Below are 23,969 nucleotides of genomic sequence, written 5' to 3'. Positions count from 1 at the left end.
GGCACAATCGGGATGCAGTAACCCTACCTTTTCAACGCCTTTAATAATATCTATTCCCCAAGCAAGTTCGCTTCACCGTCTTTGAATTCTGCGGTGACTTTATCTCCGGATTGAATGGATTTCCTAGACGTAATTGGACGACCTACATCGTCGCGAATAATGGCAAAGCCCCGGTTTAAAATAGATTCCGGACTCAGAGAACGCAGCAACGATTCCGCCCGATAGAGGCGGCTTCTCTTTTCCATAAATTCCGAGCTCATAGCTGCGAGCAATCGATGCCCATCCGATTGAGCCTGCAGTCGGTATCGCTTGATCCTGGAACTGGGATCGGCAGTCTGGATGGTCAGCTTGGCCTCCGATAATCGGTTCCGATATTCCAAAAATGAGGAGCTCAAAACTGACGCAAGCCGACTGGAAAGATCGTCGACCCTTAACTGGGATTGCTCAATCCGGCTAACCGGGGACAGTAACTGCAGCCGACGTTGAAGCTGCTCGATCGAGTCCTTTCTCGTTTGCAGGCCATCGCTCGTCCAATAGGCCAAATTGTCGGCAGCCGTATCAAAGCGATCGATTAATTCCAGATAGTGACTGCTTATCACTTCTGCAGCCGCTGAAGGGGTTTCAGCCCTCATATCGGATGCGAAGTCTGATAGTGTAAAATCAATCTCATGACCCACAGCCGAAATGACAGGCAGGTCCGATCGATGAATAGCTCTAACAACGGCTTCCTCGTTGAACGCCCACAGGTCTTCCAAGCTTCCACCTCCACGCCCAACCACCAAGAGTTCCAAACCAGAGAGCTTTTGCGCAAAGTCGATCATGCTGGCGATCTCCTCGGCCGAACCTTCCCCCTGCACTTTTGCCGGTAGCACGAGGATGTGTCCAACCCACTCCCGACGTTTTAGGATCCGAATAAAATCCTGAACGGCGGCTCCTGTTGGAGAAGTGATGATTCCAACCGCTCTTGGAAAAGTCGGAATTGGCTTTTTTATGTCTTCGTCGAAAAGTCCTTCTTCAAGGAGCTGCGCTTTCAATCGTTCAAATTCACGTTGCAGCTTACCCAACCCATCTTGCACTACCAGGCGAACGATCAGTTGATAATTACCCCGAGGTTCGTAGACACTGATTTGCCCAAAGACGACCACTTGCATACCATCCTCCAAATCAACGCTTTGCTTGTAAGCATCATTGCGAAATAAAACAGAAGATACCTGACTCCCCTCATCTTTAAGCGAGAAGTAAACGTGGCCACTTGCTTGGCGCCTGAGGTTTGAAACCTCACCCCGTATCCAAGCACCACCGATTTCAGTTTCGAGCAGGTACTTTACCTTCTTGGTAAACTCAGTAACGGACTCAATTTCATCCGCCGGAGGTATCAACAGATCCTGATTTCGGTTGGGCATAGCGTTTCTTCAAAAAAGAAACAGCTACCAAGGCAATGACAAGCACTGCGAGGCCCAAAAGCGCTTTTCCCACATTTCCGGTCAGGAAAGATTCTCCAAAAATGATGATTCCAATCACCACCGGGGCCTGTGCCGCCAAGGATACCCACAGATATGGCCAAAATGGAACGTAGGATAATCCAAGAATATAGTTTTGAACCGCCAAAGGAGCTCCGCAGAGGCGAATTACCAAGACCCATTTTTTGGCATTCTCGTGTCCCACCTTGGGAATGTCGTAATCCCACTTTATGGCGATTTTTTGAATAGTGGAGTGGAGAAGTTTAGTGCTAATCCAATGTGCCAACGCCAGATTGACTGCTAATGCAGCCAGTGAAAACGGAATCGCCCAGGCTGCACCGAATCGAATCCCTGCAATTATGAACAATGGAGAAATGGGAAAACCAATTAAAGGTAACAAAGCTACCATCAAAAAGAAAAGTATGGCTGGCCAAGTTTGAATCTCATCCGTCCAGTACTGAATCCAATTCTTGATATCCGCGATTTCTAGATCGGTAAAATACAAAGCCAAAAAAACAATGCCGCCACCGCAAAGTGTGGCCGTGAGCAGAAGCTTAATTTTTTTTGCTGAAGATCCGTCGGACATAAAGAGAAACCTGGATTAGAGGGACATCTTCCTCCGGCGCAAGAACAAGCCGCAGTTATTCTTCGTCTTTAAAGGGTTCAAAAGCGCACAAGTAAAACCGGGATAGGTCTCGAATCGTCTCGGCCGTGTAAGGATCACTGCCCGGGGTTTCCTTAAAACCAATCTCTTTGTTCTTAATCGCTTTAGCTCTCAGTCGCGATGATTCAGGCAGTTGATCCAGCTCTTGATCGCCCAGCTCACAGTTCCAAATCAAGGCAAAGGCCGAATCCGCATCTCCAAAAGTGGCAGCTGCATGTTTCCAGAATCGGCAAGCCTCTTCGGCTCGACCAAGCTTCCACAGATACACTCCCCGAATGTAAGTTATCTCTTCGGTGTCTTTATTAAATTCTTCAATTTCACTGAGGTAATCTTCAGCCCAAGCAGTTATGACCCAGTTTTTCCCATATCCATACCAGGTATTGAAGAGGGAAATGATCTCAATTTCCTTCATATCCCTTCTTGCGGGGTCAATCTCCAGAGCAAGTTGTGACCAGTCGACAGCGTCATCATCAAAACCTCTGCGGTGAGCGGCGTTCGCCATCAATGCGTAATCTCCCAGATAGGTGTCTTTAGCGGCTATGCCGAAAAAAGGGATGAAGGTAATGGTGGCGACAACCCCGCCCACATAAATCATAATGACCTTCTGACGCTTTGAAACGCGATCGGAGCGAAAATATATTTTTGGAAGCCCCGCAGCCAGAATTGCTAGAATCGGTATCAGCGGAACACGATATCGGTTAGCTGTAAATGTGGACAGAACCATGATCGCGTAGAGGCCAAAGATTAACAATAGTCCCCAGAAAGTACTCTTTCGGTCTGAATACAAAATACAGGCTCCAGTTGCAGCAGCTAGAAATAATAATCCCCAACCGATCGGATTGAATCTCAGAAAGGGAGAATCGGACTTTTGCAGTGAGTAGGTCTTATTGTCGTACTGCTCATAATTGTGCACCAGACTGTGAGTCTTTCGAAACATCAATCCAATCCATTGCACTGGATCGTCTAGTATCTCATCAATGGCTTCCTTCATGAAAAAGTCATTCATCGCATCAATGTCATACGGAGGTTCCTCCCGCGTTTCATCGACGTAGTAGTAAATGGATTCTAAAATGCTGGGATTCTGATACTCTCCATCTTCAAAATCGACATCCACGGTCTGCTCATAATAACGACCGTTATTTAGCTCTCCGTTTCCAGCCCATAACAAGTAAGCACCTCCCCAGGGCATCATGCGGAATTCCCCCGCAGCAACTTTATTGCCCAATCCAACACCTATGAAGGAAGAGGCAGGACCAATGATGCCGATCGCAAAAGCCAATCCGATGTAAATAGGTTTCCGCGTACTCTTGTTTCGCAAGGCTACAAGACCGTGAATTACGGGCCACAATAAACCTATAAGTATAAGATGAGAGCGCAGCGCCATACCAGCTCCGATAGCCAAGCTGCCTATCAGGTATAGTCCCCACCGAAATCTTCTGGACCGATAACTTCGGTAAGCAGACCAACAAGCAATCATAAAACAGGATGTCGCAATCGTTATGTCCAACGGGTCCCCTGCAAAAAATAATATGACCGGATTACAGCCAACCGCTATACCGGCAAACCAAACTGCATACCTTCTCTTCCAAACGAGCCAAGCTAGTTGACAGGTGAAGAAGGTAGTCACTAATACAAAAAAGCTGTTCATCCCACGGGCAACCAATGCAACCGGCAAGTCCAGTACATTAATATGCCGTGCTAGAGAAATAAGATACGGATAGAGAGGCGCTCGGTGAAAGGGTTGGTCAAAGGACTCTCCCTCATACATCTTTTCCGCAATCAGAATGTTCTGCTTGCCGTCCAGAACTGGATCAAGACCCATAGGCTGGGCACTGTACCATAGTTGGTAAATAAACAAATATCCCGCAGTGACGAGGAGGACCCCACGAAGGGCAGATGTGAATTTTACTTCAGATTTCTCGGCTCTTTTCGATAGAATGAAGGGAAGAACTTAATTTTTCTTAATCCAAAGAAAGTCATTTTCAACAAAATCCAGCCATGTCTGAAACGAGAAATATTCGTATCTCCATATGCACGATCCTTGTAACGTACGAGCACATCGCGAATCTTCAGGTCTAACATGGCACTCCCGAACAACAAATTGAAATCCCCAAAGGGGTCAAAGTCACCCAATACCTCGATTCTTTTGAGCAGACGCTCGTAATCGCTTCGCAACATCATTTTTGTGCCACAGAGGCTGTCTTTAATGTCATGTCCCAAAACAAAACTTAAGGCGGTAGCAAAGAACTTGTTCCCAAGCAGGTTCAAGAACCGCATTGCTTCTGACTCCATGGGATAAACGAGTCGACAGCCATTGGCGAATTCTGCACGGCCTTCTTCGACAGCTTCAAAAAACTTAGGGAGGTCTTCCGGGGGAGCGGTTAAATCTGCATCCTGAATTACGAGAATGTCACCCTTAGCCACGGAAAATCCAGCAAACACAGCGTCCCACTTACCCTTTCCAGGTTGTTGAAGGATCTGTATATTGTGGGGCCCTTCATAGGCTTCCGTTTCTCTTTGGATGACTTCCCAAGTGTCGTCGGTACTGTGGCCTTCTACAAATATGATTTCCGTCTGTTTGCCCATAACGGGGATCCGTTCGAGCGCACCCAGGACATTACCAGATTCATTGCGGGCCGGGACTACCACCGAACAGGAGATATCTCCATCAAGAGGGGGTTTCGCAATTGGCCGCGCCACGATAAAGTTGGACATCCCAAAGTGGCGGAAAAATGGGAGCCTGACTAGAAAGCGATTGAAGAAACCACTCACCAAAGGGATCTGAAAAGGAAAGATTTGCTCGGTGGTTCGAGTGAGGACTTCAAATCCATTGAGCTCCAAAATATTGCAAAGGTCGGTTTTGCTAAGCCAATTGCTCTCTGGTTGCTTCACGACCTTTCCAAACAACTTCCCGATTGCTAGCAGGGGCTGCCAACCATGATTCAAAGACAATACATAGAGGCGCGTCCGTGCGTGGCAGGATTGCCTCACGTTGGATATGGCAGCGTGTATGTCCTGGAGGTGGCCAGGTAGGTAATCGAGCACCACGGCATCGAATTCCTCATCTACGCTTTCTTTCATCAAATCACCTTGTCGGAATTCGAGATTGGAACCTGAACGCTCAGACTTTGCCCGCTCCACCATTTTAGGACTTAGATCAACACCCAAGCCTCGAGAAGGATTTAAAGCTTCTAGCAGTTCTCCGGGACCTGTTCCCCATTCGAGAACTTTGGAGGCCTCTGGAATATGATAACGCAGTAAGCCTTGGATTTGCTGATGGTAGGATTGCTGAGCTTTGCGAGGGCCGGCGTCATTTTCAGCCACCCAGTCAAAGTGTTCTTGGAAGCTCATAAGATAGGATGTGATAGGATGAGTTGGTGAGAGAATATCGAGGCAGCTTAATGTCATACAAGGAGATTAAAGTGCACACCCTGGCGGGCTATACTTGGGCTCTCCTCGAATGAAGCGTTTAGAAATTCGTTTTCTTAAATATAAATTCAGGGATGGATCGGATGATAAACATGATGAGTCGCCAGTATCCTGGGAGGTAGACGGTGTGTTTCTTCTTTGAGATAGCTGAGACAATACCGGTGGCTATTGCTTTGGGTTGAGCAAATAAAGCCCCCTTCTCCAGGTGAGCTGTCATGGGCGTATCCACCGTTCCCGGTTTGATGTTTACAACATGGACTCCGAAAACGGCCATGCGGCCGCGAAGTCCGTCGATGAAAGTTGAAGCACCCGCCTTGGCAGCCCCATAGATGTAATTACTTTTTCGGCCTCTGTCCGCTGCAACGGAAGAAATGGCCGCTATGGTTCCGCGCTTCTGATTTTCAAAGCAGTTAGCCAAGACCGTCAGTATGGATGCATAGGTAAGAAAATTGGTGTAAATAACTTCTTCAATAGCGCTGAAGTCGGACTCAATCGCGCTTTGATCGGGTAACGTCCCATGGGCTACCAATGCCAGGTCGATGTTTCCGGCTTTCTGAATAGATTTCTCCAGCAGAGGAGCGTGATCGGCACAATGATTTAAATCGATTTCAAACCAGTGAACATCGTCCGCTCCCAATACCTTTAAGTTTTGTTGAACACTCTTCAGTCGATCTTCGCTACGCCCCCAAAGTATGAGACGATTTCCTTGAGCGGCATATACTTTCGCCGTTTCTTCGGCGATTGAGGCATAAGCCCCCACAATTAGGATCGTTTTCATAGTGTTTAGGCCTGAACGGTAACACGCCGCCAGAAAGAAGAGGAAAATTGGGGATCAATAAATTTAGAAAATGCTTCCCACTGTGGATACGCCTTCTGAAAGAAATCAGGACTCATCCGAGCATCTTTTGCAGGATACACCGAGCCTCCCGCCGAATCTACTATCTGGTCTAAATCATTAAATAATTGAGTAGTCGACTCCCCGCGATTTGGAAAATCAAGAGCCAGTGTTATCCCAGGTTTCGGGAAAGAGAGCATACCCGGTGATTTTTTATCTCCAAAGGCTTTAATAACCGCTAGGAATGATCCTTGTTTGGAGACAGTAATTTTCTCCAGGATCTTCTCCATGGTTTCAGAGCCTCCTTCAAAAGGGACGACAAACTGGTATTGAAAGAATCCTCGACGACCGTAGATGCGATTCCAGTCATTTACGGCATCCAATGGATAGAAGAAGGGATCGTAGTGAGTCCGAGATCTTACTTTCTTCGCGCGCTGCTTGCCATAATAGACGGTATTGAAAGCTTTGATACTAAGAGAATTTAGCATCATATTTGGGCAATTGAAAGGAGTGGTGAGCTTAGGTTCAGCATGCACTTTTCGAGACATGACAATCGCTGGGGCATGATTGCCTCGCATAAATATTCCTCGGGCAAATGCTTTCCCGCGAGCAACGCAGTCGATCCAAGAAACGGTATACTCCCAATCTTGGTCTGACTCCCTGGATAACTTCATAAACTCACCAATGCCTTCAAACTTGATCGATTCCATTTCGATCCAGGCATTATTGATTTTCTTCAGCCGGAACTCCGCCCAGGTAATTAGACCGGTGAGCCCCAAACCTCCAATCGTTGCTTTAAATAGCTCGGAGTTCGTTCTTGGAGTGCATCGCGTTCGCGATCCATCAGACCGCAATAGCTCAAATGCTTTTACATGACATCCGAAGGTTCCGGCGACATGATGGTTTTTCCCATGAATGTCATTGGCAATGGCTCCGCCGACGGTAATGAATTTGGTTCCTGGAGTAGTTGGAAGAAACCAGCCTTTAGGAACAATAAGTTTTAGAATCTCATCCAGTGATACGCCGGCTTCACAACAAAGGGTGCCTGCTTTTTCATCGAAGGCTATAAATCGGTTCAACCCGGACGTTTCGACAAGTGATTGCCCGTTATTCAAGCAACTATCGCCATAACTCCGTCCTAATCCGAACGGGAGTACGGATTTTTCGCCAGTATCAGGAAGCATACCATCTTTCCAGCGCATGGCATATATATCCTGTTCAGCTTTGGGGAAACGACCCCAGCTTTGGAAACGGTTCATAATTCTAGGGTGAGAAAGTACGAACACTAGGCCGCCTCTTTCCAAAGTTAAGCAGATAAGGAAGCCTTTTCCTTTTCTTGACGAATTTTTAAATGGGAGAAGCCAGGAAGGCCACAAACCCCATCAAGAGCACCGTTCCGTAGCTGAATCGATCCTTGATTGCGAATGAGATAGGATCCTCATCCATTTTGCCTCTATAGGTAACCAGCCAAAGCCGCGTAACCCAGGTCAACATGATGGGACAAATTAACCAGATCCACTCCGGTTGTCGATATAAGCCCGAAACCCGCTCGCTGCTTACATAAAGTGCCAGTGCCAGTACCAGTACAGATAAATAAGCACTGCTGGATCCTAGCATCGCCATGAGGTTGAGATCCGAAGCGAGATATCCACGCCTCATTGCTTTGTCGCGATTTTCTTCTTTGATGTTGAATAATTCGGAAAACCGTTTGGCCAGGGCGAGACTGAGGAAAAAGAACAGGGAAAAGGCGAGGAGCCATTCCGAAATCTCGACTTCGATAACCGCTCCACCCTGGATCAGCCGCAGGCTATACAAACCCGCCAGAAAGATGATGTCGACACCCGCCACTTGTTTGAGCCAAAACGAATATAAACACGTCGCCAAAAAGTAGATACCAAGCACCGGAAGACCCGATGTATAATTGGCAAATATCATGATCAGCAGGCTGAACATCAGTAAAAATGGCGACCCAATCAGTCCGTAGTATAGTGGTAAAACTCCCGATGCAAAAGGACGGTTTCGCTTTGAGCTGTGCAAGCGATCCGAAACCAAATCGGTTAAATCGTTGATCAGATATACGGCAGAGGCACAGAAAGAAAAAGAGACAAAAGCTAGAAGCGCAGAGATCCAGGCTGACGTTTCGTAATAAACATGAGCGGTCACCAAGGGGATAAAAATCAACAGATTCTTCATCCATTGATGAGGTCGAATGGCCTTTAGAAAAGCTCTAGGAACAGAGACTCGATCTTCTTCGATAATGACTCGATTCTGCTCTGGCACCTTCGCCGTCAATCTTGGCAAAGGGTGCACAAGAATAGCAGTCTGGCTATGTGCCCAAATTGCGAGGTCGGAAAAGTCATTCCCTGCATAATCGAAGCCTTTTTCGCCAAACCGATCGACCAAATACTTGGCTTTGTTCTTTCCCCTGAGATTTACACCTTCGCTGCTTCCTATGGCTTCATTAAAAAATCCAAACTTATCTGCAACGGAGGAGACCAAAGCCTGATCACTGGCAGAAACCAAATAGATCTTTCGATCCAGATTTACCTGGGAGGCCAACCAGTTAAGAAAACGAGGATTCTCAGGTAAGGTCTCTACATCCAGCTCCACTTTAGAAGCTAAACGACTCTTCAAGAACGCTTTCCCTTTCAATAACCAAAAGAGTACAAGAAATAATATAAGCGGATTTTGTTTAAGCCTCAGGACGAAGCTTTCCCACAAACAATCGGTGGCTAGAAGCGTGCCGTCCAAGTCGACACAAAGTGGCAGGGAAGGATTCATGTATTGATGACACGTTTCTTGAGAACGATCCCTCGGATTGCAAGTATCCATAGAGAATGGATCGGATTGTGTGTTGGATACTTTCATTTATCACCGGCCTCCAAGGTTGATGCTTATGAAAGATATGTTAAATCCGCACCATTTCAGAAAATAGACCTATCATCCCTGCTAAGCTAGGGCTTTCTTGGAGATGAAGTCCTCAACTTCTATCTCATACCTGAAATGACAACCAAAGTGCTTTTGTCCCGGCATGTACTGCTGGGTGTATTGATATTGCTGCTCGGAATAGCGTACGGAACCCAGAGCGGAGGCGAAACGATCTTCGACGATGATCACCAGATCATCCACGTATCGTCCTTTACCTCATTTGCTGACACTTTTTCGGTTGATTTCCTAGGCTTTTTTAGACCGGTAAAAAACCTTATTTTCTACACCTGGAGCAGCGTATTGCCTGACCAATACCAAGCATGGCGACTTAGCGCAGTAGTCCTCTTCCTCGGACTCATTCCGATCGTCTACCGTTTCTTTGGACTTTTCTGGAAAGACCAGCCTTACCTGCAACTGTTCAGCACTGCATTGTGGGCCTGTGCCCCAGCCCTCACCACGGTCGTCAGCTGGATTAGCAGCACCAACATCCTGATCGGAGGCTATGGCTTCTTCTTATACTTTCTTTTCTATGAAAAGAGCTACGCGCTCGATCAGTCAGGCGCACAGAACAAAGCTTACATTTGGAAGTTTTCTGCTCTCCTGATGTTTGCCATGGCTTGCTTTTCGTATGAGGCATCCATCACAGCTCCGGTGCTTCTTGGTCTCAAAGAGTTCGTCCTCAACCAGGAACGCTTAAAGGACAAACGCAATTGGGTCTTTTATGCCCTTTCAGTATTGGTGCTCGGACTCTATCTAATGCTTCGAAAAATCCATGGCGGGGTTGCAACATTCGATATCGCTACGACCATCCCATCGGACTCCGATTTCTGGGTGAGCCTTTGTTCTGGATGGATGTATCTCTACCATGCCATTCGCTGGCTTTGGCCATTCGGACAACAGGGTATTCTGATCATGTTCAACCCCGATAATCATAAGCTATTGGTAATCGCAGCCGCTGCACTGGTAGCAAGTATTGGAGTATTAAGTCTGGTGAATTATAAGAAGGCACCCAAACAGTTTTTAGGCATTACCTGGTTTGCTTTGGCACTCTTTCCCATGGCCAATGTCATCCCGCTCCGCAATGGGCCCATAGCAGATTATTATTTATTTCTACCCAGTGTTGGACTAGCAATATTTATGGGTTGGTTGTTTATCCATTGCTGATACTCCAAAGACTCTTCTAGTAAAGGCATGGCGGAAATCGCATCTCCTCGAGCCACTAGGTCTGCAGCCTGGTCCCCATTTCTTTTTATAATAGCATGGAGAGTATTCCCTTTTGTGTCCTCAAACAACTGAAGAAGCATTGCTAACCGAGTTACTGACCCAAAAGTATCCCCCAAATCCAAGGCTTTAAGTTTTCGCTGATACCCAATTGCTGACTCCAGGTTATCATACACCTGCGGATGATCGGGAGTTACGGCATAGTCTCGCCTGAATGCCTCCTCAGCCTCAGCACTTTTCGTCATCCATTCTATAACCAAGGCTTCATCCACCTCCCACGATTTCGCTCTGGAGATTTCACCCGGTCCTGAAAACGATACATAAACCAGCAATACTAAAAAACACCCTGCGATCAGAAATACCACACTCGCCAACCAAACAAGTCCCTGGGGCGAGGATGAATACCTGGAATTGCCAAATGCCATACCCTGTTTCTGCCTGATAATCCCATTGCGGAAAAGCAAAACCTTGCTTCCCGATTTCCCTCTTTTTTATTTGATCCGAGGCAAACGACCTTCCACCTTAATCCCCCTTTTTAATCCTACTCATAGGATCTATGGATTTTGAATCGGATAATGAGCCTTACCAGCCTTTCGAAAAGCTGTGCGTTCTTGCGCCCGGGTTGCTTGGAGCATCTGTCGCTATGGCATGCCGTCAAAACCGTACCGCTAAACACATCCATATTTGGTCCCGCCGAGCAAACTCGAGAGCCAAACTAGTTGGGCAATCTTGGTGCGATCAAGTGTGTGAGACTCCGGAAGCAGCAGCAGCAGGAGCCGACATGGTAGTAATATGCTCACCGGTTGATTTTATCGTCCCTCTCTATAATGACATACAGGGTGCGCTTTCTGAAGGTGCGATCGTCACCGATGTCGGGAGCACCAAAAGTCTTATTTGTCGTCAGGCAAATGCTTTAGAAAACAGAACATCCCATTTTGTAGGTTCCCACCCCATGGCAGGTTCCGAGAAATCAGGAATGGACTTCGCTGATGCCGATTTATTCGTCAATCGACCCTGTGTGGTTACTCCAACTGAGAAAGTAGGGGACCCACCTGTCCACAGGACGATCCAGTTCTGGAAATCGTTAGGAGCAGTTACCTTTGTAGAAACACCTGAAGCGCATGACGAGATCGTTGCTCATATAAGCCATCTGCCGCACCTGATCGCAGCAGCTCTGTGCAACTTTGTGGGTGATAAGCATAAGAACTGGGAACAATTGGCAGGTAGCGGCTTTAGAGATACTACTCGGATCGCCGCAGGAGACCCCAGTCTATGGAAAGCGATTATTGAGTCCAACCGAGAAGAGATTAATCGAGCACTTTCCGATTACCAGGAGGAACTCCACCGTATCCAATCAGCTCTGACAAACAACAATATGGTCCAAATTGTATCGCTTCTAGAACAGGGGAAGCAATTCCGCGACCGGCTTAGCTGATTAAAGAAGATGCCAGAAGCGTATTCAGATCCTTTGGCCGTTAAGCCGTACACACGACCTGTGTCGGGCGCGGTCGAAGTGCCTGGTTCAAAAAGTATCACCAATCGTATGCTTATTCTAGCGTGCATGGCTGACCATCCGGTTACTTTGACGGGAGCCTTATTTAGCGATGATTCGCACCATATGGTGGACTGTTTGAAAAAGCTGGGATTCGAGGTGCAAGCAGATGAAGACGCACGGAGTATCCGAGTTGAAGGTACAACGGGAGTCATTCCAGCAGAGCAGGCATCTCTATTTGTAGGAGTTGCAGGAACCGCAGCCAGATTTCTAACCGCATTCTGTGCTACTCGTAAGGGAGGCGAATTTACACTCGATGGCACTGAGCAGATGCGTAAACGGCCTATGAAGGGGTTGCTGGACGCACTCGAGAAACAGGGCACACAGATCGTATCCAATAACAGCTTCTTCCCAGCCACTCTTTCCCCTATCGGCCTGCAAGGTGGCAACGTTCAACTAGAAGCTTTAGCCAGTACCCAGTTATTATCAGCTCTTCTCATGGTGGCACCCCTCGCTAACGAAGACATGTCAATTGAAGTTTCAGGGGGAGCAGAAAAGAAGCCTTTCGTTCGACTGACTCAGGAGCTCATGTATCGATTCGGACAACCGAAACAAGAAGTCGAAGACCTAGGAGCCGGACGTGCATTATTAAAAGTGAAAGCAGGTATCCCCTACTCCATTCCTGAGACGGTCGCTATCGAACCTGATGCATCAGCTGCTTCCTACTTCTTGAGCCTTCCACTCGTCGTGGGAGGCACTGTCACCGTAAAAGGATTACACTCTAACTCTCTGCAAGGTGACTATACTTACACGGAAGTGCTGAAAGATCTCGGTGCAACGATTGAGGAAACGGCAGATGGAACAAGCTCTTCAATGTCTGTCAAAAATTTGCCTGGGAGTGGAATACATGACAATTTTTGGCCCATATCAGACACCTTCCTCACCCTCGCAGCGATAGCGCCTCTCTTAAAAGGACCCACGCGCATAGATGGGATAGGTCACACGCGGCATCAGGAAAGTGACCGGATAGCCGCCATGGCAAGCGAGCTAATCAAACTCGGACAGTGGGTTGAAGACGGAAAGGACCATCTCGAAATCCAGCCTAGCCTGATCGTTCCCTCTGAAGTGCTCACCTATGAGGACCATCGGGTAGCCATGAGCTTTGGCATTCTTGGCTGTTTCAATCTTTATGGTGATGGCTCACCCTGGCTCACGATTCGCGACCCAGGTTGCTGCGCCAAAACATTTCCTGATTTCTTTCATACACTCGAACAATTGAGAAACGCATAATGGGAAAATCATTTATTCTAGTCACCGTTGACGGAGGTGCAGCCTCCGGGAAGTCGTCCACTTCCAAAATACTGAGCGAGCGATTGAAGCTATTGTATGTAAATACGGGCTCACATTACCGCTCGCTAACGTGGGCCGTCTTGCAAGCTGGAATCCAGCCAGAAGATGACGCTTCGGTAAGTGCCTACCTCGAAACTATACCTATAGGTGCTATAATAGAGGGGAGAGAGGCCCGAATCACCCTAGAATCAAAGGTGCTCGGAGACGAAATTCGTTCAGAAGCAGTCAATAATGCGGTCTCAATTGTTGCGGCAATCCCTGAGGTTCGCCAATTTCTGCTTCGGCACCAACGCGGCTATGCCGACCTCGCGAAGGAAAGTGGCTTCGACGGGCTGATAATGGAGGGCCGCGACATTGGTTCCATCATCTTTCCCGATGCAGATTTTCGCTTTTTCATGTTTGCCGATGAAGCTGAGCGGGCACGTCGAAGGGCATTAGAGGGGCAAGTTGACAGTATTCAAAAGCGCGACCAGCTGGATAAACAGCGTAAAACCGCGCCTCTCACCTGCCCTGAAGGAGCCATTAAAATAGACACAACTCACCTGACTTTGGAGAAAGTAGCCCAAAAAATGCAGGATATAGTTCAAATTGGGAATAACATGACGAACGAGCCGCATAAAAGTTGAAGTAAAACCCCTAAATATCTTGCCAAGATCGCAATACTCTTTCCTCATCCCGCGATTTAGTTTTTCAAGAGAGTGGTTGCTGCAAAAAAGATTTTTTAATAAATCTGCAATTAACCAACGTCTCTGGCACGCATAATGCTTGGAAATACGAATCAATTAGAACTACTGGAAACTAGTATACACACATATTATGAATATAGAATCCTACTGGAAAAAATGCCTCGCCGTCTTCCTTGGCATGATCGTGCCCCTGGGGACGATCTTCGCTCAAGAAAACAACGATGAAAACTTAGATACCTACGATCTCGCAGAATTATCAATCAACGAGATTCCTATTGAAGAGAACATCATGCCGACTTCGCGGCCGTTCAATTCAGTATATGGAACCGATCGCAGCATTCTCGATACGCCTCGGAATGTTACGATTATTTCACGCGAGCAACTCGATGCGATCGCCATTAAAGATGTGCGCGACTTCTCAAAGTTGACCTCTAGTTCCTACACAAAGAGTAACTTCGGAGCTCCAACCACACCCAATCTTCGCGGACAAGAAGCAGATATGTTCGTTAACGGCATGCGTCGCGGTGGATCAGTAAATGGTAATGGTCTGCCAGTTAACTTTAATGCGGTTGAGTCGGTTAACATCGTTAAAGGTCCAGCTGGAGTTGTTTATGGAACAACAAACTACCTGGGTGGTTATGCTGACTTAATTACCAAGAAGCCTTATTTCGATGGCGCACACGGAGAGGTGCAATTCAGCATTGGTGACTACAACCAGTATACCTGGAGTGTTGATTACGGAGCACCCTTTAATGACGGCAAGACTGCCTGGCGCATGTCTTATGAAGGTAAAGATTGGGATGGATACTGGCAGTTCTGGAAACAAAATACCCACGCGATCTATTTTGCTCTCACACATAGACCAAACGACACTTACCGAATCGAAGCCAATATTGAATTCTTCTTTGCTGATTACACAGAAAACTGGGGTATCAATCGTGTTTCCCAGGATTTGGTCGATAACGGTCGGTATGTCCCAAATCGTCAAACAGATGAAGAATACGCCAATTACGTTTCCTTACTAGGAAATGGAGATAATGTGTTCGGCGGTGGTCTCCCTGGCATTGAATACGCCAGCCGCTTCGGTGGTGCTGGTTTCTCTACCATCGTCCCAGTAGCAAATAACACCATTCCAGTTAATCGCCGTTGGAAGCTTGCTGCACCAGGAGATGACTCTAGAGGTGTTTCGATCTTCGGTGGAGTCGACCAAATCTGGGAACTCGCCAACGACGTGGTTGTAGTGAACAAAAGCTCGTTCGGTTATAAAGACCGCGATACCTTCAGTTCTTACCACTACTCTGAATATTTGAAGGACAACACCTTGTTTGAAAACCGCACAGAAGTTCGCTTCGGCATGGACGTAGCAGAAGGAGGTCGGATTGACTTCAATATGGGTGCCCGCTTCCGCTATGATGACATTTGGTCAGCGAATCACTACTTCAATGAGCCAGTGAACTTCTGGGACATGACTCGTGATCCTAATACTCGTCGTGTTCCCGACCAGGGATTTGTTAATGACGGAAGCGCCTGGGTTCCAGGCAAAGAACCTCATGGTATTTTGAGCAGATGGTGGATCGGTGGTAACCCAAATTCTCCCACCGGTGGAGACTCGGAAATGTTCAACTTTGGCCCTTACGTTCAAGCGGATATTAAATTTGACGAAAAGTTCAGCGTGCTCGTTGGATACACCCGAGACATGCTTGACGCTGAAGTGGCTCACCCAGTGCTCGGCAAACGCGGCACTTTTGATTTCGATGGTGACGGAACTGATGAGAGAGGATTCTTTCTCTCAGATAATCTAGATCTCGATAACTACAATGTGAGCCCTGTTTATAAAGTGAACGAAGACACCACTCTATACGTCACTTATAACTACAGTGAAACGTACCCAGCTGATACCGGAGGACGCCCCGACGTCGGCGGCTTCGGAGAAGGGCAAGACAGCAAGCTTCTTGAATATGGAGCCAAGTTCTCATTCCTGGATGACACCTTCTTCATGGGGATGGCCTACGTGGATCGCGAATTCACCGAGCGTAATCAGGACATGTCAACCGACGATGTCTACATCAAGGCATTTGAAATCGAGTTCAACTACCAGCCAAACCGAAACTTCTTTATGACCTTCGGTTACAGCAACCTCGACGCGACCAGAACCGGTGGGTTCTATGCGAGCCCCTACACGATTGACCGTGCTTGGGCTGAAACTGGAGGATTATATATATCTCCAACTTTCCAAGGAGCTCCTGGGATCGTAGAATCACCTGGCGTCCCAGAACACTTGGTGAATGCCTTGGTTCAATATAAGTGGGAGAATGGGTTTGGTATTCACGCCGGATTCATGGGATACGGTGAAATGAACTCCGGTTATGCTGGATACCCAATCACCATTCCAAATCTGTATGGTGGAGACGACTATGAGTTGATTTCAAATACAGCTCGCCTGCCTTTCCAACATGAAATAGATGTAAGTCTCTTCTACGAAAGGGACGATTGGATGTATAAGCTCGCTCTCTTTAACGTCACAGACGAAGACAACTGGGACGTAAACAATTCTGGATATGGAAACGGCTCTCTTGTTACAAGAATGCCATTCCGTATGGAAGCCACAGTTCGCAAGCGCTTCTAAGAAAAAGTTAATTTCTAAACAAAAGGACGGTCCTTAACGGGACCGCCCTTTTTCTTTTTAAATTTGAAATGCAGTCGAATCAGTCTTCCGGGAACTCAGAAGCTGGAGCCTTCGCCACTTGATCCTTACGGAACTGGAAAAGTGCTTCTTACGCGCCAGCTTCTTCACATTCTTTGAGCCACCCCTCGAGCTCCTTCGGAGTTCGGTGCGCACTCATGACACTCTCTATCGTACGAAACACCCAGATCATCGAACACTTGGGCGGAGCATTCAAATACGGGCCAATCTGAAATACTGCTCATTACAATTCCAACTTGGGGAGCGTTTGATGGAGATATAAAATTTAAAAGCCCTATGAAGCTAGGTAAGAAAAAAGCCCTCTCTAACGAAAGGGCTTTTGAGAAAATTCTATAGATCGAGTAACTTACTCGTCGCCGTCATCGCCAATGGCTTCAACCGGACAGCCTTCCAAGGCTTCCATACACTGATCGATTCCTTCTTGCTCCGAAGGTTGTGCGTGGACGTAGGAGTAACCTCCATCTTCGTCGCGTGTGAAGAAATCCGGTGCTGTCTCGCGACAGAGGTCGCAGTCGATGCACTGGTCATCCACGTAAAATTTACCTGATGCGTTTTCGGGCCACTTTGCGTCTATGTCTGCCATAATGGGGAAAACACTTAATAATCTATTTACCCTGTCAAGATTAAGTGTGGCAGGATTCCATGCAAAAAATAGTCGAAAGGGTTGCACTTTCTTGAGGAGAAGGGAAAGGTGCTCTTTCTACCCAAGGGATGGGGAATCCTTCCTTCAAATACACCACTTTCAATAAATAGATGTCCCTTTATGACCGCCAATACATGCGAGAGCAACCAAACCAGCCCTCCGCACTAAAACCACTCTACTGGCTGCTGGGAAGTATCGTAGGTGTTTTTATTGTACAAATTTTGGTCAAAAATTTGGCAGGCCTAGAGGCCTATCATTCATTTCTCGCTCTATTTTCTTTGTCCTCTTATGGCGTCGAACATGGCTACATTTGGAACTTCCTAACCTATAGCTTTCTTCATTCTACCGATGGGGCCTTTTTCCTGCTTCATATATTGTTCAACGGGGTGATGATTTTCTGGCTGGGGCGGGTCCTTATTCAACTGCTTGGAAACACTCGTTTTTTTACCCTCTACGGACTTGCGGTACTCTTGGGCGGAATTGCCTGGTTTCTCATTATTTCGTGGAAAGTCCCTGGCGCGAACATGGTAGGTGCATCAGGGGGGGTGATGGGCTTGTTCCTGGTTTTCGCCAAACACCTGCCTAATCAGCCCATCCGAGTACTCCTCTTTTTAGTAATCCCGTTTAATACCACGCCAAGAGACCTCCTTAGGATAATCCTGATTTTCGAGCTCGTAGGATTTGTCATCAACGACTTGGCAATCTTCGGCAGCCCATTCCTGCCAATCGCCCACTCAGCTCACTTGGGTGGCATGCTCGGAGGGTGGGTATTCGTAAAATATATTCTCAACAAAGACTTTTCCTTTAGTGGACCCGACATTAAGCCGCCCAAATGGTTTACCAGTAAAAAGACGAGCAAGGCCCAGTCCGGGCGTTTCCGGATAAACTTTACTAATCGAGGCGAGCTTCAAAAAGAGGTCGACCGCATCCTGGACAAAATAAATAAAGAAGGGTTCGGTTCCTTGACAGAGAAGGAACGCGAAACACTGGACAAAGCAAAGGAGCTCTTGAACAAGTAACTAACTTCCCCTTTTCGCTTCGCCCGCCGAAACAAATGGCCTCTAAAGGGGTCCTTTACAAGGGCAGCTCAGATGCGAATACCAAGTAAATATAACATCGGAACTTTGCCTTCCCATTCTTAATACCCCAACACTATTAGAAACATATTTGGAACTAGATTCAATCGGTTCGGAAAATTGATGAGTGACAGACACGCACCTCAATCTCTACATTACAAATAATGCTAAAGCACATTGCCCGTTCTACCCTTGGAATCCTCCTGTTAATTGGAGGTTCTTCTTTCTTAGAGGCCCGTGATTTTGAATACACTCAGGCCATGAAAAAAGAGACCCAGACCGTGGTCTTTCTTATGGAGAATTTCCATTACTCGCAAAAGTTTATCAATCAATCCCAGGCAGAGGAACTTTTGGAAGGCTTCATGGAAGATCTCGACTACAATCACGTATTTCTGCTCAAGAGTGACCGGGATGAAATGATAGAAAAGCATGCCTCTCGTCTTGAAAGAAGTTTGAGACGCGGGGACCTCGATGCAGCTTATGATATTTACCAACGCTATGAAGAAAGAGTCCTCGCCCGCATTGATTGGGTGTTGGAGCGACTGCCACTGGAATTCGATTTTACCACGGACGCAGAGTATGTAGTAGATCGCGAAGAATTTCCTTGGATTGAAGGTATAGAAGCATCGGACCAACTTTGGGAAAACCGACTCAAATACGAACTTCTCTTCGATCTATTAAATGACGAAGAAGCAGAAAACGCAGTCGATACAGTTACAAAACGTTACGAACGACTTCAGAAAAACCTGAACGATCTCGAAGCGGCAGATGTGCAGGAAATATTCCTCACAACGATGACTCAAATGTTTGATCCTCACTCCACCTTCCTATCATCAGATACTCTGGAAGATTTCTCCATATCCATGAGCCTGTCCCTCGTGGGCATTGGAGCCATACTGGTTCAGGAGGAAGGCTATTGCACTATCCGCGAGTTGATTCCCGGTGGACCTGCAGAACTGGATGGACGCATGCGTGCCGGCGATAAGATTGTCTTTGTAGCCCAAGAAGGCGGTGAGCCCGTAGACGTTATCGACATGAAGCTGCGCAAGATTGTGAAGATGATCCGCGGTGAAAAATCAACCACCGTATATTTGACGGTGATTCCTTCCGATGCAGCAGACCCTTCCGTAAGGGAGGTCATAGACATTGTTCGTGACGAAGTAAAAATTACAGCCAGCCGCGCGAGTGCCAGCCTTGTTGAAGTACCACTCATGCCCGACACCACGCTTCCGGTGGGTGTGATCCAACTCCCCTCGTTCTATGGGGACTTGAGTATCAACGAAAATGATACGCCTACCAGTACAACTAAAGACGTAGAGGAGCTGGTTGAAAAACTACAAGCTGAGGGCATACATGGACTCATCCTTGACCTGCGCTACAACGGCGGTGGACTTCTCACAGAGGCGATTGATCTTACGGGCCTTTTTATTAAGACCGGCCCTGTCGTGCAGGTTAGAAACAACCGAGGTTTTATTAGAAGAGATTGGGACCGTAATGATAAAATCTCTTACAAAGGCCCGCTCATAGTTTTGGTTAACCGAAACAGTGCTTCCGCATCAGAGATCGTAGCGGGTGCACTTCAGTACTATGACCGAGCATTAATTGTCGGCGACAAATCCACTCACGGAAAAGGGACTGTTCAAGCCGTGTTCGAGATCGACCGGTTAGCCTCCCCTTCTTTCTTCAACGATCAACCCACTGGCGCAGCCAAGTTGACCATTCAGAAGTTTTACCTGCCTAACGGCCAATCCACACAGAACAGAGGCGTGATCTCGGATATTGCCCTGCCCTCCGTCAATGAGTTCTTACCCATCGGAGAAGCAGATCTTGATCACGCGATGCCTTGGGATGAAATTAAAGCCGTCAATTGGAACCAGAAAGGCAATGCCAGCAAATTGTTATTTGATCCGATCGATGAACCTTTGAAGCAACATCTCACCTCCTTAAGTGAAGCCCGCCAAAGCTCTTTGGAGGAGTTTTCATTCCTCAACGAGAGCATCGATTTCTTTAAAGAGAAACAGGAAATCAAATCCTACTCGTTGAATCTGGAAAAAAGAAAACAACAGAAGGAAGAAGATAAGGCTTTTAGGGATGAGCTGGAAGCCCGACAGGAAGAATTGGAAAAGCTGACCTTCGAAAGCCGTGAAATTACTTTAAACGTCGTGGAAGAAGGAACTCCCATGGAAGACCTCATGACCAACAACGAGGTCGAAGCCAGCCCAGACAATCCTAATGCTGAAAATGAAGACGTGGCAGATGATGATGAATCCAGACTCGACATTCATCTGCAGGAGAGTCTTCGAATATTGACCGACTGGATCATTACAAAGGACGCAAGTATCGCGGATACCGCCAGTGTGCAAACCACTCCTTCCGGATTCAGAAAGCTCACCGACCCCGCTATCGCAGGCCGATCAAATAGCGCGGCAACCGAGCCAAATCCTTAATCGATTCCATCGAAGTAAAACCTTGGCCCTTAGCTTGAGTAATCAAGTTATCGTGTTGAGCGATTCCGGTCTCTAAGGCCAATACACCGCCATCAACGAGGTAGCCCAAGCTTTCGTCAACAATCTGGCTTAAGTCGTTCAGCCCATCTTTTCCGGCATGGAGTGCTTGAGTTGGCTCATACTGAGAAACTTCCGGCTCTGCACTCTGCATTTCTTCATCCGTTAAATAAGGTGGGTTAGAAATGATCACCTCAAATTCTCCAGTCACATTTTCGAACCAATCTGACTGGCTCAAGCTCAGCCGATCAGACACTCCTACCGCTTCCGCATTTTCCGAAGCGAGCCGCAGCGCCTCTTCTGAACGATCAACCGCGACGGCCTCGGCATCTGGGAAGGTGTGCAGCATAGCAATTGCGATCGCTCCTGTTCCAGTACCCAGGTCAAGAATACGTGAGGGTTCTCGATTGAGATACTTTGTGTGGAGGAGCTCTATTAAATACTCTGTTTCCGGTCGCGGTATTAAAGCTCTGGCATCCGTTTTCAGGGTAACTCCATAAAATTCTACATTCCCCAAAATATACTGCAAAGGCTCCCGTTTTGACCTGCGGCGAATGCCTTCCCGAATGCCTCCGAGCTCCTCTTCTTTCAAGGGTCGCTCAAACTGAAGATACAGGTCTAATCGCTTAAGACCGAGTGACTCAGCCATAATCCACTCTGCGCTAAGCCGCGCATCTTGGACACCTTTCTGCTCAAGAAAATCCGTACTCTTTTCCAGGACTTCCAGCAGGGTAATCATTTAAAATCCAATTGTTTGAAAATCAACTAAGGTTACCCTCAAGGAGTGCATCCAATTTGTCTTTATACTCAGCTCGTTGCAATGCATCTACCACTGGCTCAAGCTCGCCTTCCATGGCCTGCGGCAAAGTATGGAGCGTAAGACCGATCCGGTGATCCGTTATACGGCCTTGCGGAAAATTGTATGTGCGGATCCGTTCACTACGATCACCCGTGCCCACTTGGCTTTTGCGCTGCGCGGCATACTTAGCCTGCTCCTCACGTTGTTTCTTCTCCAGCAAACGAGAATAGAGCACTTTCAATGCCTTATCCCGATTTTTGAGCTGCGAGCGTTCATCGGCACAATAGACCATTTCACCGGTAGGCACATGGACAATTCGCACAGCAGAATCGGTTGTATTCACATGCTGACCACCCGCACCAGAAGCACGCATGGTTGTAATTTCCAGGTCTTGCTGATCAATATCCAGATCAACGTCCTCAGCTTCAGGCATCATAGCGACTGTAACCGTCGACGTATGGATACGACCTCCGGATTCAGTGACCGGGATGCGTTGGACGCGGTGCACGCCGGATTCATAGCGGAGCTTTCGATAAACTTCCTCACCGGTTACGAGAAAGATGTTTTCCTTATAACCGCCCACTTCAGAGGGGCTGCTGCTCATCGGTTCAATCTTCCAGGAGTTTAATTCCGCAAAACGCTGGTACAAGCGACTCAAGTCACCGGCAAATAGACTTGCTTCATCTCCACCAGCACCCGCTCGAATTTCCACAATCGTGTTCCGAGAATCGGTCGGATCCGGTGGGATCATTGAAATTAGAATTTGTTGTTTCAGTGTTTGAAATTTCTCTTCCAACTCAGGAAGTTCAACTTCGGCTAATTCCTTAAGCTCCTCATCGATATCCTCACCACTCACTAATTCACGGGTATCGGTAATTTCTCCATCCAGACGAACCAGCTCGTCATATTGCTCAATCAATATACCTAACTTCTGATGTTCGCGGGACAAGGTAGCCGCTCGGCGTTGATCCTGGAAGAAGTCCGGATCCGAGATTTCGCCATCCAGCTCTTTATGCCGGGCGATGTATGGCTCGATATGTGGTATTCCTTCCATGAAGTCGGGTTATTTTCGTGCTGATTAAATAAGTGGAGTTTTGTTAGGCAACCCGTATAAATGGGTGCTCTTTTAAATGGAAACAAGCCTATACACTCAAAACGTTGTCGCATGCATCTGGGATTTCGACAAAACCCTTATCCCCGGCTACATGCAGCAGCCCCTCTTCAAAAAATTTGGCATTAACGAAAAACGCTTTTGGGAAGAGGTTAATGAACTTCCGAACGCCTATAAAAAGCGTGGGCTCACCGTTTCTCCCGACACCATTTATCTCAATCATCTGCTATCCTATGTGCGAAGTGGTGTTATTAAGGGCTTAACCAATAAAGTGCTGGAAGAGCTTGGGAAGGAGCTCGTATTTAACCCCGGCCTCCCTCAGTTCTTCAAATCGCTGCAAAACCTGGTCACCCTCAAGGAAGAGTATAAGAAGCACGACATACGTTTAGAGCATTACATAATCAGCACAGGCCTCGCATCCATGATTCGTGGAAGCATTATAGCTCCTTTTGTGGAAAACATTTACGGTTGTGAGTTTATCGAGGAGCCTTTCCTTCCGCACTACTTGGATCAACAGGACCTGAGCCTCCATCACGACCCCGATATTTCTCAAATCGGTGTGGTCATCGACAACACCATCAAAACGCGTTACATATTTGAGATCAACAAAGGCTGTAACAAAAACCCCGAAATCAACGTCAATTCTAACATTAAACACTCAGATCGGCGGGTACCATTCCGTAATATGATATATGTGGCTGATGGCCCAAGCGACATCCCTGTCTTTTCCGTGGTGAAAAACAATGGTGGCAAGGCCTTCGCCGTCTACGATCAAGGTTCACAGGAGGAATTCGCCCAAAATGATCGTCTGCTTCAGAACAACCGGATCCATGCCTATGGTCCTACCAATTTCGAAGAAACCAGTAATACAGGCATGTGGATGAAGATGCACGTATGTGCCATATGTGATCAAATCGTCGAAGATCGCGAGCATGCTCTGACTAAGAAAGTAGGAAAGCCTCCACGGCACATTCACAAAGACGAAGTCCCACATCCTGAGCCACAATTGGAACAGGATACCATGTTTGAAGAAAAGAACGAGAAGAGTCATTAATTCCTTCGCAGAT

Annotated in this window: 19 protein-coding genes; 8 read left to right on the top strand and 11 right to left on the bottom strand. The window is 47.2% G+C overall.

Features of this window, described 5'->3' with window-relative positions:
- Positions 1-50 precede the first annotated feature (50 nt).
- From xseA to GA003_20610, 7 genes are all read right to left on the bottom strand, one after another.
- On the bottom strand, positions 51-1,403 hold the full coding sequence (gene xseA, locus GA003_20640; GenBank protein QXD28372.1) for an exodeoxyribonuclease VII large subunit: 1,353 nt from the start codon (positions 1,401-1,403) through the stop codon (positions 51-53).
- Positions 1,360-2,046, bottom strand: a complete 687-nt coding sequence (locus tag GA003_20635; GenBank protein QXD28371.1) for a VTT domain-containing protein — start codon at positions 2,044-2,046, stop codon at positions 1,360-1,362. Before GA003_20635 ends, xseA begins: the two co-directional genes overlap by 44 nt.
- 55 nt (positions 2,047-2,101) lie before the next feature.
- The gene (locus tag GA003_20630) at positions 2,102-3,946 is read right to left on the bottom strand and encodes a hypothetical protein (protein QXD28370.1); all 1,845 of its coding nucleotides are present in this window, start codon (positions 3,944-3,946) and stop codon (positions 2,102-2,104) included.
- An 83-nt stretch (positions 3,947-4,029) separates the two neighbouring features.
- Entirely contained in the window at positions 4,030-5,475 is a 1,446-nt protein-coding gene (locus GA003_20625; protein QXD28369.1) for a glycosyltransferase, read from the bottom strand.
- Positions 5,476-5,593: 118 nt separating this feature from the next.
- Positions 5,594-6,331, bottom strand: a complete 738-nt coding sequence (locus GA003_20620) for an SDR family oxidoreductase (protein QXD28368.1) — start codon at positions 6,329-6,331, stop codon at positions 5,594-5,596.
- 5 nt (positions 6,332-6,336) lie between these two features.
- Positions 6,337-7,647 (bottom strand): FAD-binding oxidoreductase, encoded by a 1,311-nt coding sequence (locus GA003_20615; protein ID QXD28367.1) that lies wholly within the window; start codon positions 7,645-7,647, stop codon positions 6,337-6,339.
- Positions 7,648-7,735: 88 nt separating this feature from the next.
- Entirely contained in the window at positions 7,736-9,169 is a 1,434-nt protein-coding gene (locus tag GA003_20610) for a UbiA family prenyltransferase (GenBank protein QXD28366.1), read from the bottom strand.
- A gap of 222 nt (positions 9,170-9,391) precedes the next feature.
- Between GA003_20610 and GA003_20605 the strand changes: the two genes are divergently transcribed.
- Positions 9,392-10,480, top strand: a complete 1,089-nt coding sequence (locus tag GA003_20605) for a hypothetical protein (protein ID QXD28365.1) — start codon at positions 9,392-9,394, stop codon at positions 10,478-10,480.
- Here GA003_20605 and GA003_20600 read toward each other — a convergent pair.
- Positions 10,417-10,962: a hypothetical protein gene (locus GA003_20600; protein QXD28364.1), complete on the bottom strand. Its 546-nt coding sequence runs from the start codon at positions 10,960-10,962 to the stop codon at positions 10,417-10,419. The genes GA003_20605 and GA003_20600 overlap by 64 nt on opposite strands.
- 131 nt (positions 10,963-11,093) lie before the next feature.
- On the opposite strand from GA003_20600, the gene GA003_20595 reads away from it, so the two are divergent.
- The 4 genes from GA003_20595 (at position 11,094) to GA003_20580 (ending at position 16,691) form a co-directional block, all read left to right on the top strand.
- Entirely contained in the window at positions 11,094-11,972 is an 879-nt protein-coding gene (locus GA003_20595) for a prephenate dehydrogenase/arogenate dehydrogenase family protein (GenBank protein QXD28363.1), read from the top strand.
- Between the two features lie 9 nt (positions 11,973-11,981).
- Entirely contained in the window at positions 11,982-13,319 is a 1,338-nt protein-coding gene (gene aroA / locus GA003_20590; protein QXD28362.1) for a 3-phosphoshikimate 1-carboxyvinyltransferase, read from the top strand.
- Positions 13,319-14,005 carry a (d)CMP kinase gene (gene cmk, locus GA003_20585; protein QXD28361.1) on the top strand — a complete coding sequence of 229 codons (687 nt, stop codon included), beginning with the start codon at positions 13,319-13,321 and terminating at the stop codon, positions 14,003-14,005. The genes aroA and cmk overlap by 1 nt, the downstream gene beginning before the upstream one ends.
- Positions 14,006-14,195: 190 nt before the next feature.
- Positions 14,196-16,691, top strand: coding sequence for a TonB-dependent receptor (locus tag GA003_20580; GenBank protein QXD28360.1), 2,496 nt, complete (start codon positions 14,196-14,198; stop codon positions 16,689-16,691).
- A 424-nt stretch (positions 16,692-17,115) separates the two neighbouring features.
- Here GA003_20580 and GA003_20575 read toward each other — a convergent pair whose 3' ends face one another.
- Positions 17,116-17,352 (bottom strand): ferredoxin, encoded by a 237-nt coding sequence (locus GA003_20575; protein ID QXD28359.1) that lies wholly within the window; start codon positions 17,350-17,352, stop codon positions 17,116-17,118.
- A 170-nt stretch (positions 17,353-17,522) separates the two neighbouring features.
- On the opposite strand from GA003_20575, the gene GA003_20570 reads away from it, so the two are divergent.
- Positions 17,523-18,431, top strand: a complete 909-nt coding sequence (locus tag GA003_20570) for a rhomboid family intramembrane serine protease (GenBank protein QXD28358.1) — start codon at positions 17,523-17,525, stop codon at positions 18,429-18,431.
- Between the two features lie 317 nt (positions 18,432-18,748).
- Positions 18,749-20,935, top strand: coding sequence for a carboxy terminal-processing peptidase (locus tag GA003_20565; protein QXD28357.1), 2,187 nt, complete (start codon positions 18,749-18,751; stop codon positions 20,933-20,935).
- On the opposite strand, the gene prmC is transcribed toward GA003_20565, so the two are convergent.
- Together prmC and prfA are read right to left on the bottom strand one after the other, a co-directional pair.
- On the bottom strand, positions 20,889-21,731 hold the full coding sequence (gene prmC, locus GA003_20560) for a peptide chain release factor N(5)-glutamine methyltransferase (GenBank protein ID QXD28356.1): 843 nt from the start codon (positions 21,729-21,731) through the stop codon (positions 20,889-20,891). The genes GA003_20565 and prmC overlap by 47 nt on opposite strands.
- A 22-nt stretch (positions 21,732-21,753) precedes the next feature.
- A complete protein-coding gene (gene prfA, locus GA003_20555) occupies positions 21,754-22,845 on the bottom strand; it encodes a peptide chain release factor 1 (protein QXD28355.1) in 1,092 nt (363 codons plus the stop codon).
- 76 nt (positions 22,846-22,921) lie between these two features.
- Here prfA and GA003_20550 point away from each other — a divergent pair, with 76 nt between their 5' ends.
- Positions 22,922-23,956 carry a haloacid dehalogenase-like hydrolase gene (locus GA003_20550; GenBank protein QXD28354.1) on the top strand — a complete coding sequence of 345 codons (1,035 nt, stop codon included), beginning with the start codon at positions 22,922-22,924 and terminating at the stop codon, positions 23,954-23,956.
- The last annotated feature ends 13 nt before the right edge of the window (positions 23,957-23,969 follow it).

The sequence above is a fragment of the Opitutia bacterium ISCC 52 genome (assembly GCA_014529675.2).
Lineage (GTDB): Bacteria > Verrucomicrobiota > Verrucomicrobiia > Opitutales > UBA2995 > UBA2995.
This window is presented reverse-complemented; position numbering and strand designations above follow the sequence as displayed.